We start from the raw sequence: 12,201 nt of genomic DNA, 5'->3' as shown, positions 1-12,201 counted from the left end.
GATTACAAGTAAGCTATTCATATTAATTTTTAATGGAATGGGTAGATATGGCGATTTAGAAAGGCCTGCTTAAAATTCATACAAATTATAATTTTAGAGCCTAGAATATAATATTTAGAATATGTAGCTCAAAGACTATTGATTCTGCTTAATTTAAGAAACCGACTGAAAAATACTTCAGTCGGTTTTTAATATGGAATTAACTCTAATGTGATTCATCTCTGGATTTCTAAATTACTTAATGCCCGTTTAATTCGCTCATTCAGTTCCTGGTACTCAGTATTTTCATACAACTGCATCATGGCCTGACTGATTGTCTCTTTTGACTCCCAATTAGATAAAGGAAGGAAACTGGTATAAATGCCAGTGTATTTTTTACCGTCCTCGAAGGATATGTCGCGAATTAGTATGCCTTCATTTTGGAGAGCTTGTAAAAGTTCCACACGTTTTTCCTGAAGGAGTGGGCCAACTTCGACTTTTAACATGAGGCGGTTATTGCTGTTTGCAAACCAGGCAATCAATCCTCTATCGAGCCACCATTTTTGTCGTAAGTCTTCACGGTTATGTGCTGCTGCCCATTCTTTTTCAACGAACGAAGGGAGACGATGATGAGCGGTGAAGTGGTCGCTTTCCATTCCTTTAGAAGCTGCAAAGGATTTGAAGGCTTCGGACATAATGCTATTGCCGACTTTGACGATATAATCGATGGCTTCCTTGTTTTCCATGTATAGTTTTTTCAAGACCTCTTCGTCCACTGTTGCAGTTGCAATCAATTGATGATTCACTGCTTTCATGGAAGATTTTTTATTGACGGAAGTATATAGCAGGTCAACTGCATCTTTATGGTCTTGATAAATGGATAAGGCAGATTGGTTTAGTTCTTCGTTCTCCTCCAATTGATCTGCCAATACTTCTATGTAGTAAGAAATGAATGAGTACACTTCGTCGTTCATAAAGGCCTCGTTCAAAACCACATAATCCTTCAACGTACTTAATATATTCCTATAAGTAAGCATTAAATATTTGTCTTCAGATGGAGGGTCTTCCAACATTGTTAAATATATAGGAACAATCGTATAGCCCTCGAATTTTTCGTTAACAAACGCTAAGTAATTTTTCAATTGATTAAAAGATTCTTTTGACCAAAACTTATTTTCAATAAGAATTACGGTTTTATTGCTTTCAGACACAGCCAAAATATCGATCCGTTGATCAATTGACGTCAGGAGTTCTTTGTGGACAATGACATCCTGAAAATTGAGGTTGACCAAATTCAATGGATTAAGATGGGCAAGTTTGTTCGTATCCTCCAGATTATTTGGATGGACGAAAGCTTTTGCTAGAAGTTTCTTTAAAAAGAAATCTCCTAGATTATGATTCCCTTTAGGATTCAACATCCACACCAAGAAATTCGAATGACGTATTTCAAATTGATCCACCGATAATATCTTAAATGGATTAAATCTCTTAAAATGATTGTTCAATTTGGCGAATTCTATGGAATCTTCAAGTAACGTTAAAAGTTGTTGTGCATGTTGTGTCAAAAGGCTACCTCCAGAGTTAATGATTATAAATTATTTTACTATATGAATCTCATAATTACCCTAGGAACTGACACAAAATTGAGGGTCTTTGAAGTTATAGACAAGAATCGACAAAAGTTTCTAGATTTCACAATTATAATAGAGGGAAAGTTTGGGGAATTGTCGGGAGGTGTAAAATGAATTCGATTGCAAAGTTGGTCGGGTCTATTGTTGGCATTTACATAGTGTTTAATCTAGTATTTGTAGGTTTTCAATACTTTAGTGAAAAGCAAGAGCATGACCGAATGCGTATGTTAAAAAGATTGATGGATTCATAAACTACGGAACTTAAATCAACAGAAGTAGCATTAAAAGAAAAGGAAATGAATGTGACAACATATTTTCAAGATTTGGAACTAAGCTCACAGAAATGAATAGGTTGGCAAAACAGTTTCCAAAATGGAATGCCGGTTACGATTTATTCAGATTACCAACAACGCTATCAAGCATACCAGCAGGATTCAGGGAACTATAAAGTGATGGTCGCGGATATAGAGGCTTATCGGAAAAATTATGAGAATTTGATTGAGTTACACAATGGTACTGTAGCAGAGTACAACGAATTAAATGAGCAGGTTGGTGAAACATGGTTTATCGTGCCAGGGTTCCGATCGAAACCCTAACGAATTTTGTAAAACTAAACGAAAGAGGGATATAAATGTTTGGGTTTTTTAAAAAGCCTTGTGCAATTTGTAAACGAAAAATCAGTCCATTATTGAAATATCGCAATGATCGCAATGAGGTATTGAACGTCTGTATTGCTTGTAGCGAGTATGCAGAGCGAAGGGCTTATCGGAAAGTTAAGTAGGTCGTAAAGAGTCGAAGTGATAAACAAAATTTAAAATAGGGGTGTAAATATGATTAAAGAAGTACTGTATGCATACCACAATGAAACAACAAATGTGGATAATCATCGTTTTAAGTCTTGGGAACACTGTTATGATTTCTTTAAGCAAAACCGACAAAACTTCGACGACGATAAAGTTGTAGATCATGCGTGTTTACATCTCGCTTTCTATTTGGCTAGCTGGGGAATGTTAAGAAATTCATTTTTATTGCAAAGAGATTATTTAATACATAAGCCATTCATTGAAAATATAGTTAGAAAAGAAAAGTACAAAATTTTGTTAGCTGGTAATGAATTGGACTTCCATCGACATCAGGACATAGAAATACTTGAACAATTAATAGCTGATACAAGAGCCATTTATCAACCGTTTCTATATGAATCTAAGAAAGAGGAAGTGTCTCATCTTGAAATCACGGATACATTGACCTCGAAAATACTTTTAGGTGTGTTTGGTGTGATTCCAGCTTACGATCGTTTTTTTAGGGAGGCAGCACGGTTGCATGGGATGTCTGGCCAATTCAACCAACGTTCATTTTTGCAGTTACAATCCTTTTTCAATTATTATCAATTCGAGTTTGAAGGATTTATTGAGGAAACCTCAACCGAACACATGAAATATACTCCAATGAAAACAATTGATATGTACTTTTGGAAAGTCACTGAAATCTTATCTGCCAAAAAAGGTAGTCAGATGATTGAACGTTTAATCAATTTTTCAAGTGAGTTTCGCCTTCAAGATTCAATCAAACGAGTTGTTATAAAGCAGTCTTCTGATAGCAAAACAAGTACACAAGACATAAGAAATTTTATCATTGAAATTCTACAAGCTGAAAAAGCATCGGGAGAAGAATCTGCTGATATATGCTCGAGAGATGTCCATAAAGCGATGAATCTTAAAAATAGTTATCCTTCCGTGTGCGGAGCTATGGCTAGCCTTGAGTTATTCCCATATGAAGTGATTTATGCTCCTCCGAGTGGAAAAAGTAGTACGGTGACATATCGCTATAAATTATAGTGACAACGATTGACAAACAATATCCTCAATGGAGGTAATAATTTGAAAGTGAATTTAATGAAGTTATTTGACGGCTATGTAAGGAACTATCACACATTTAATTTGACGGTCCATCATGGGAAACATTCGTTTACCATGACAGAGATTGAATACTTTTCGAGATTGGGTTCGATGTTAGGATTTTCACCTTTTACCGAGGATACAATTAACGGGACAAATCGAGCTATGGATTTGACATGGTGGGATAACGGTGACGAAACGGGTTGGACTGACTTCATCTTGCATTTAGAACGTGAGAACTACTTCGGTAAGGATGAAGAAACGTTGAATAAGCTTTTCTGTGAACGTGAAATCATTCCTGAACATGTTATTGGAATCCTGAATGTCAGAAGTACTGATAGGATCAATGAGCTTTTAGAACGTGCAACTGAATTGTGTAAGATAAAGGGTGCGTTATTGATATTTAAAACAAACTCCACTGGCAAGAATCAGTTATATTTCGATGAGGTTCATGCTTACCATCTTCAATATAACAAAAAGGTGAAGATGAAAAAGAAAGTCGCATATGTTTCTGATATTGCGGGCACTTTGTTTATGCATTATGAAAATGAGAAGAAAGCGATTTCTAGATAAAAGAAATCGTATGTAAAGAAGGAGTACTTAGCATGATCAGTTATGAGATGAAAAAATCAATATTCGCTTCCTTTACCGAATTGAAAGAAAAAGAGTCTAGTCGCAATCGTATTGATTATGTATATCCACAAAGCGCAAAAAGAGCTAAAATACTGGCTACTAAAATTTACCCAAGTGGTAATGGGTATGTTATCGGTAAGTTTATGCAGGATGAACTAATTCATTCAAAAGGTTATCAAGTTGATTCGCGTGGTTGGATTAACATTAAAAATTTTTCTCGGGAAGAGTTACAAGAAGTAATCTCTTTTGCAATAAAGTCTCTTAACAATGGGATGAATGATTTCCAGGCAAGAACTCCAAAACCAAAAACTGAATCTTTAAAAGAACCGATAACTGAAATTGGTAAAATTCCATCTAAACATTTAGTTGAATCCTGTTTATATAATTGGCTAGGATATGGACAAGTCAATTCACCTATATGGTTTATGGGAATGGAAGAAGGAGGAGCGGAAGTCTGGAGAAATAAGACTCTTACATTAGATGAAAGTCTGGAATGTCGATCCAACTTCAACCTGCAAATGGATTTCCAATACGTATGGGAAAATCTTTATGGTGTACCTTTAGATTCATTTAAAGGGCCAACCGTTTGGCGATTTATTGCAGCGTTTTTATTGGAGTTGGAATCAGAACAAGTGGATGCAACTTCAATAAATGACTTTCTTTTTATCTCAAAAAAGCTAGGTAGAAATGAATCAAATCATTTCTTGGCTGAACTCATGCCTTTACCAAAACCTTCACGAGCAAATATTCAACCATACCAAAACATTTGGAACACTGTACGAGCTTATGAAAAAGACGTAAAAGAGAAGAGATTTGATTTGATAAAAGAAGTCCTTATCAAAAATTCCGAAGTGCAGTTGATTGTTTCATATGATCGTTCTTTAACCGAAATGATTTTTAATCATTTTCAAATTAACATTGAAAAGGCTAGGAGTTGGAAAGTTAACACGGAACAGTATCACTTGCATAAGTTTAATCTAATTGGGAAACGAACAATATATCTGCTTGTCACACCTTTTTTTGGTAATGGTCGAGTAAGTTATGAGGGGATAAGTAAAGCTACAAAAGAAGTTAAGAATATAATCATTGAGTAACATTTTTGTAATTGTTAACGTCTTTGAACGAATAGGTTTAATAGATATAGGAGTGTGACATATGAAAAACGACCGTACACTAATGCTTTATTTCCCAGATGCAAGTAGCGCATCATCTCTAAGAATATTTCAAGACCCAACAAGTCAAATTCGAGGATTTTACTTTACTAAAAGCCAATTGAGCAAAGTTGAATCCCTTGAGTATGCTAACAATCATGCTGTATATTTCTTGTTTTCAGATTCAGATGAATCAAGTGTGTATGTAGGACAATCCGTGAATGGTATTATGCGCATTAAATCACATTTACGCGAGAAAGACTTTTGGCAGTTTGGAATACTTTTTGTTACTGATAATAATAGTTTTGATAAATTGAGTATTGATTATTTAGAGTATTATTTTATTCAAGCGTTTTCAAAAACGCAGTACAGTTTAGAAAATCGCGACTTACGGACAATTGCCCCGAATGTAAACGTTTTTAACCAATCAACACTCAATTCATTTGCAAAACAGATTCAGTTTTTACTTGAAGCGATGGGGATTTCATTTAATCCAGTCTCTTCTATGGTATATAACCAACAAGAAGACAGTGAAATATTTAATGCACGCCCTCCGCATAAGGCATCAATTCGTCTGGTGGATGGGAAGTTCATACTTCAATCTAATTCTGAAATTAAAGTTCCATTAGAACGCACAAAAGATTGGAATGATGGTGGCACATTCTATCAGCGTTCGCTTAGACGATATAATCAATTGATAGAATCGGGCAAAGCAATCAAAATCGATGAAATGACAGCAAAGCTGATAGATGATGTAGAATTTAATAGCCCAAGCACTCCCGCGGAACTATGTTCTGGTCAATCTCAAAATGGATGGATATTTTGGATTGGACTAGATGATAAGCGAAAGAAAGAAAGTTAAGAGGTGAGAATTCTTACCTCCGGGCACGAGATTACTACTATTCTTGAGAGGTTAATATTATGAGGAAAGTTGGTTTGTAATGAAAATCCAAGATATTGAAGCAGTATTCATAGACCGGGACGGGACCATTGGTGGCACTGGTCATTTTATTCACCCTTCTAATTTTCAACCTTACTCATTTACGGAAGAAGCTTTATCTCTTTTAAAAGAGCGTGGAATAAAAACGATTGCGTTAACGAATCAACATCGAATAAGCAAAGGACAGGCATCCATTGAGGAATTTCAAAAAGAGTTTTATACATTTGGATTTACAGATGCTTTTATTTGTCCACATAGTGAAGAAGATGAGTGTGGCTGTAATAAGCCTAAACCAGGCATGCTACTTGAAGCAGCAAAAATACATAAACTAGATTTGAAGAATTGTGTCGTTATTGGAGATGTTGGATCCACTGATATGTTAGCTGCCCATGCAGTAGGGGCAACCAAGATATTGGTGTTAACAGGATGGGGTAAATCTTCTTTAGATGATCAGCGGTATAGATGGGAAGAGATTGAACCAGATTTCATAGCTGAGAACTTATTGGAGGCAGTAAAAGGAATCTTAGGAATTACGAGTAATGGGGTAGCTTCTATATAAGAATTTTACTAGCAGCCGTTCGGAAGAGATTTTCGATTCCTTTATTAGCCCAAAATCAAATTATATTTAGGTGATTTCTTCTTCAGTTATTAACTCAAAAGGAAATCCATATAGTAATAGATGAATAGTTGCAGGAGTTGTTAACGCGAGTCCTGTATAGTTGAAAGCATTTTAGGAGATGAAAAAATGAACATTTTTCATTATCAGGGACAAGAAGAAGATCACTATACAAATATCCTAATGAATATTTTGGAGTATAATGATAAATTAATTCTACCGCAGTTTATTAAGGGTTTGATAGGTCTGCAAGCTTTGAATTTTCAATTTTCTTCATTATCAATAAATACTCGAAGAAAATTTTGTCCCGAACCAACAAAGCCGCACGAATTCATCATCGGTATTGCACCCTATAAAAGTGGAGTAATACATTCTGAACTTGAAGACAATTCTGGTTCCATACCAGATGCATGGATATGTGGAGAAAATTTTAATTTACTTTTTGAATTTAAAATAAGAGGAACATTAGATGAAGGACAAATTTCAGCCCATAAAAGATTAATAAAAAAAGAAGATATTCAAGTCATTCGTCTTAGCTGGGATAATGTCTTTCATTCTTTAGAGGCAATTAATACTGATGATTTAGTTCTTCTTTTTCTTGTGGAAAATTTCTTAGAACTTAAGTTTAAATTTCAATCCAAAAGACGTTCCTCTGGAATGCCAAAAGAAATAATTAGTGGAATCAATAGGAGTAATGATTTTTACTTTAGAATTACGGGAAGCAGAGCATATAAACCTTATAAAGTTGAGATGATTTATAATGGAAAGGCAAAAATGATTCGAGATGACCTATCGGGTATTACTGTTGCTCGGAAATATATTGCACAATATGTGCATCAAAATAAAGATTCACTTCCTCTGGATTATCAGGGTGATGTCACTGAGATTACTGACTATTGTGTTGCACCAGGACGAGCCGAGAAATTAAATAAATGGAATCAATGGAGATTAGGGTCATATTTAAATCCAAAAGGGTGAAATGACCATTTAAGAGGATTTTATTTAGACAAACTTCCACGTAACGTAGTATTTTTGAATCATAAGTTTGCTAAAGGAAAGAGAACCAAGCGGAGTGATTACTCGGCTGGGTTCTCTCGTTTTCTTGGTTTTCATGTAGCGAGCATCTGAAATGGCATCGAATCTAGACCGAGGACAGTAACTTATAATTATTTATTTGGCTTTCAACACGCCGCTTTTGACCAAATTTATCAAGGCACCCTTGTTTTTAAATCTAAAGTATACGCTTAACCTTTTTAAATCTGTTTGTGTTAAAGTCGAGGGACTAACATTTAATATATATTCATTATCTAATTTTTGAATCAATGTTTTTGCGAAATCAATTTGTTTAAGTGTCAGTGGTTTATCATCATTCGGGTCATTAGTAGCTACAGACTCTTTTTTCACTTCTGCTTGAGGAATGAGTGTTTGATTAATATCCGGTGTATATTTACCAGCCCTAATCCAAGAGATATCTTCTTTAGTTAATAAAAACCATTCTCCTTCTAAGCGTTTACTGGAAAAGTGCTTATGAAATGCAACTTCTGTTTGATGGTAATTAGCAGTTTTGATAAGATAGATAAGTTTATTCTCAAAAGGTAATTTCACGCCAAAAAGATTCATGCGTCTTTCGATGTGTTTGGTTTTCCCAATTTTAAATGTCCCATTCATGTGCTCTTGAACAAAATAAATGTATCCTGGAGCTACCCCTGTAGTCATTGGGGAATTTATTATATCCTCTAACTCTTTTTGATTTGATTCAAAAAGATAGATCTTATGAGTTTGGAAATTAGAAGGAATAGTTTTTGTTTTATCAAAAGAGTTGTTTGGCATTATTTTATTTAGAAAACTTTTGAGCATTTAGATAACCTCCAACATTTAAACCTATTTATGACAGTCAATAAAACTAGTATATATTAAAAGTAGTTCTTTTTGATAAAATTAAGAAAATAATGTAAAAAGCACAATTTTTGGATGCTAATAAATTATCTCAAAGTAGTTTCTTTTAATCGATTGTTCCAAATCAAGACGCTCTCCCGAAAGGTGGAATTCAAATCACTTATTTGCCATCGGAGTGCAGAAAAAAAGATACCAATTTGTGAAAGAAGTAAAAACGCTATAACATAAATACTAGAAACTCGATAAAGGAGAGAAGAGCGTTGAGCCCAACCAAAAACTTATCAACTGAAGAACAAAACAAATTACTCGAAACACTACAGAAACGCTTTGAAAAACACACGGAACGTCATGAAGGAGTCAACTGGCAGGACGTGCAAACCAAGCTAGAAGACAGTCTGGAAAAGCTTTGGTCCCTAAACGAAATGGAACGAACTGGCGGGGAACCGGATGTCATCGGCTACGATGAAGAAGCTGTCGAATATCTTTTCTGCGACTGCGCCAAAGAAAGTCCGAAAGAGCGCAGAAGTCTATGCTACGACCGTGCAGCCCTCGAAGCACGCAAAAAATTCAAACCTGAAAACTCCGTGGTAGACGTAGCGGCGGAAATGGGAATTGAATTGTTAACCGAAGAACGGTACCGACACCTCCAGACGCTTGGTGAATTCGACACCAAGACATCCAGTTGGATCCAAACGCCAGACGATATCCGCAAACTCGGCGGCGCACTGTTCTGTGATCGTCGCTATGACACGGTCTTTGTGTATCACAATGGAGCCGATTCGTATTATGCTGCGAGAGGGTTTAGAGGATTATTGAAGGTTTAAAGTTATATGGATAGCAGGGTTTATCTCAGATAGCCTTGATATATGTTCAATCAAAATTTCACAACAATTCAATAAAAATAAAAAAACGACCTTGTGAATCAAGGTCGTTTTTTCTATAGAAATCGATCCGCAAAAGCGTTTCGACTAGTGACAGGTTTTGTTAAATATGATACAGTTATATAGATATGTTTATATTTGTCGAATTGTATAGTATTCCTTACTTTAAGTATACAATACCGATCCGTCAATAGTCAAGCTTTTTGAGAAAACTTTTTAAGGGGCGATTGCGATGAAACTGGAACTGCATCAGGAACAACAACGATTGGACCATGTCATGGATGTCATCTCAAAGGAAATGCAGACACTTGATGGAGATACGACACGACTAAAAAAAGAAGTCATCAACATTCGGAAGCACTTTTGGGAAGAAGTGAAAGTAAATACAGATTCGTTTGATGATTATTTAGAAACGATTATTGGTTTGCGTCAAGAAGCAGAAGCGTTAGCTGTCAGTCAAAGCTTGCATCGCCATACATCAAAACGCTTAGCTACACTCCAGCGTATGCAGAAAATCCCTTATTTCGGTCGAATTGATTTTTTAGAAGACGGCACATCCTCGCCTGAACAAATCTACATCGGGATTTCCACTCTTAAAGACGTAAGTGGAGATGATTTTCTGATTTACGACTGGCGAGCACCGATCTCGAGCGTGTATTACGATTATCAGCCGGGTCCTGCGAAATATACGATTCCAGGAGACTTCATTGAAGGGACATTAGAAAAAAAGTGGCAATATATCATACGTGATGGCACGTTGGAATCGATATTTGACACAACTCTAACAATTGGTGATGAGATTTTGCAACAAGTGCTTGGAAAAGGCACTGATAAGCAGATGCATTCAATTGTCGCCACCATTCAACAGGAGCAAAACCAAATTGTTCGTCATGACCACGGGAAATTGTTAATTGTGCATGGTGCAGCTGGGAGTGGCAAGACATCGGTCGCGCTGCAACGAATTGCTTATTTGCTATACCACTATCGAGATAGTCTGACGAGCGATCAAATCATTTTATTTTCCCCAAATTCCATGTTTAACAGCTACGTCGCCAATGTGCTTCCAGAACTCGGAGAAGTAAACATGCACCAAGTGACTTTTCAACAATATCTGCATCAACGACTCGATCAACAATTTCAAGTCGAGAATCCATTCGATCAATTAGAATATGTCTACACAAAAACGAAAGATCCTTCCTACCACACGCGATTGGCCAGTATTGAATGGAAAGCTTCAACAGATTATTTTGATGCCATCAATACCTATCACAGTTCTTTGGGAAACGCTGGCATGTGTTTCCAGGATCTTCGTTTTCGCGGAAAACTCATGGTGAGCGCAAAGCAAATGGAAGATCGATTTTATGAGAACCACACGTCACTTCGGCTCCTCAATCGAATCGAGAAATTAAGGGACTGGCTGATTGAACAAATCGCTCAAGTGGCGAAAGAAGAGTGGGAAAAACCGTGGGTCCAAGAAAAAATGGACTCGTTAAGCAATGACGACTATCATAAAGCGCATCGGTACTTAGCCAAGAAACATGGCTATGAAAGAGAGGCGATGACGGATTACGACATGAGTCCAAAAGCACTCGCGCAGTTGATCGTCCGTCAAAAACTCAACACTTTGCGAAAACGAATTCGAGCGTTTCAGTTTGTGGATATCAAACAGCTTTACAGACAGCTTTTCGAAAACCCTACAAACATGCGGAGATTCTCATCATACGAGTTGCCTCAAGAATGGTCGGCAATTTGTGAACGAACATGTGAAGCGCTCGATGAAGGCAACCTGTTGTATGAAGATGCGACACCGTACGTCTATTTAAAAGAGTTGATTCTTGGATTCCAGACCAATCGTTCCATTAAACAAGTTGTGATAGATGAAGCGCAAGACTATTCGCCTTTTCAGTTTGGATTTATCAAACGCATATTTCCTGCCGCGCGAATGACAGTGCTGGGTGACTTTAATCAAGCGATTTTTGCGCATGCTCGTCAAACGAATGATTTCCAGTCTCTGTTGGATTTGTACGGACCCAACGAAACAACGGTCATTTATCTAGCCCGAAGCTATCGTTCGACAAAGCCGATCGTCGACTTCACCAGAAAACTTATACCAAACGGTGATCGAATTATTCCATTTGAACGCGAAGGAGAGAGCCCTCGCTTAGAACAAGTTGACAGTACAGAAGAACTTCACCAACACATCAGCAGGAAAGTAGAGCAGTTGCAAGAGCGTGGCTACCAGAGTATTGCAATCATTTGTAAATCCGTTGAGGAAAGTAGTCATGCCTATGAAGGGTTATCTACTGTTCCTGGCTTGAAATTGATGACGACGGGCTCTATGGAATACGAACAGGGGGTTGTTGTCATCCCGTCGTACTTATCAAAAGGCATTGAATTTGAAGCGGTCATTGTGTACGATGCATCAACGCATGTCTATGGAGACGAAAGCTTGCGCCGCGTCTTCTATACCGTTTGCACGCGAGCAATGCATCACTTACAACTCTATAGCCTGGGAGAACCCACTCCATTTTTCACTTGAATTTCCGAATTCAGATTATTAACTACAATTGAATGAA

At 36.8% G+C, this 12,201-nt stretch carries 12 protein-coding genes; 10 read left to right on the top strand and 2 right to left on the bottom strand.

What is annotated here, in order from left to right; translation table 11 throughout:
• Nucleotides 1–215: 215 nt before the first annotated feature.
• Nucleotides 216–1,544, bottom strand: coding sequence for a PD-(D/E)XK nuclease family protein (locus MHH33_RS16880; RefSeq protein WP_342542438.1), 1,329 nt, complete (start codon nucleotides 1,542–1,544; stop codon nucleotides 216–218).
• 176 nt (nucleotides 1,545–1,720) lie between these two features.
• On the opposite strand from MHH33_RS16880, the gene MHH33_RS16875 reads away from it, so the two are divergent.
• The 8 genes from MHH33_RS16875 (at nucleotide 1,721) to MHH33_RS16840 (ending at nucleotide 7,826) form a co-directional block, all read left to right on the top strand.
• On the top strand, nucleotides 1,721–1,861 hold the full coding sequence (locus MHH33_RS16875) for a hypothetical protein (protein ID WP_342542437.1): 141 nt from the start codon (nucleotides 1,721–1,723) through the stop codon (nucleotides 1,859–1,861).
• A 126-nt stretch (nucleotides 1,862–1,987) separates the two neighbouring features.
• Nucleotides 1,988–2,206: a hypothetical protein gene (locus tag MHH33_RS16870; protein ID WP_342542436.1), complete on the top strand. Its 219-nt coding sequence runs from the start codon at nucleotides 1,988–1,990 to the stop codon at nucleotides 2,204–2,206.
• A 234-nt stretch (nucleotides 2,207–2,440) separates the two neighbouring features.
• Nucleotides 2,441–3,448, top strand: coding sequence for a hypothetical protein (locus MHH33_RS16865; RefSeq protein ID WP_342542435.1), 1,008 nt, complete (start codon nucleotides 2,441–2,443; stop codon nucleotides 3,446–3,448).
• A 42-nt stretch (nucleotides 3,449–3,490) separates the two neighbouring features.
• Nucleotides 3,491–4,081 carry a hypothetical protein gene (locus MHH33_RS16860; protein ID WP_342542434.1) on the top strand — a complete coding sequence of 197 codons (591 nt, stop codon included), beginning with the start codon at nucleotides 3,491–3,493 and terminating at the stop codon, nucleotides 4,079–4,081.
• 47 nt (nucleotides 4,082–4,128) lie between these two features.
• Nucleotides 4,129–5,235: a hypothetical protein gene (locus MHH33_RS16855; RefSeq protein ID WP_342542433.1), complete on the top strand. Its 1,107-nt coding sequence runs from the start codon at nucleotides 4,129–4,131 to the stop codon at nucleotides 5,233–5,235.
• Between the two features lie 61 nt (nucleotides 5,236–5,296).
• Nucleotides 5,297–6,154 (top strand): GIY-YIG nuclease family protein, encoded by an 858-nt coding sequence (locus MHH33_RS16850; RefSeq protein ID WP_342542432.1) that lies wholly within the window; start codon nucleotides 5,297–5,299, stop codon nucleotides 6,152–6,154.
• Nucleotides 6,155–6,233: 79 nt separating this feature from the next.
• A complete protein-coding gene (locus MHH33_RS16845; RefSeq protein ID WP_342542431.1) occupies nucleotides 6,234–6,791 on the top strand; it encodes an HAD-IIIA family hydrolase in 558 nt (185 codons plus the stop codon).
• A 186-nt stretch (nucleotides 6,792–6,977) separates the two neighbouring features.
• The gene (locus tag MHH33_RS16840) at nucleotides 6,978–7,826 is read left to right on the top strand and encodes a hypothetical protein (protein ID WP_342542430.1); all 849 of its coding nucleotides are present in this window, start codon (nucleotides 6,978–6,980) and stop codon (nucleotides 7,824–7,826) included.
• Nucleotides 7,827–8,018: 192 nt separating this feature from the next.
• Here MHH33_RS16840 and MHH33_RS16835 read toward each other — a convergent pair whose 3' ends face one another.
• Entirely contained in the window at nucleotides 8,019–8,705 is a 687-nt protein-coding gene (locus tag MHH33_RS16835) for a GIY-YIG nuclease family protein (protein WP_342542429.1), read from the bottom strand.
• A gap of 299 nt (nucleotides 8,706–9,004) precedes the next feature.
• Between MHH33_RS16835 and MHH33_RS16830 the strand changes: the two genes are divergently transcribed.
• Both MHH33_RS16830 and helD read left to right on the top strand, forming a co-directional pair.
• Nucleotides 9,005–9,568 (top strand): DUF4256 domain-containing protein, encoded by a 564-nt coding sequence (locus MHH33_RS16830; protein WP_342542428.1) that lies wholly within the window; start codon nucleotides 9,005–9,007, stop codon nucleotides 9,566–9,568.
• A 289-nt stretch (nucleotides 9,569–9,857) separates the two neighbouring features.
• On the top strand, nucleotides 9,858–12,164 hold the full coding sequence (helD, locus tag MHH33_RS16825) for an RNA polymerase recycling motor HelD (protein ID WP_342542427.1): 2,307 nt from the start codon (nucleotides 9,858–9,860) through the stop codon (nucleotides 12,162–12,164).
• Nucleotides 12,165–12,201: the final 37 nt, after the last annotated feature.

Origin of the sequence: Paenisporosarcina sp. FSL H8-0542 (assembly GCF_038632915.1) — a bacterium.
Lineage (GTDB): Bacteria > Bacillota > Bacilli > Bacillales_A > Planococcaceae > Paenisporosarcina.
This window is presented reverse-complemented; position numbering and strand designations above follow the sequence as displayed.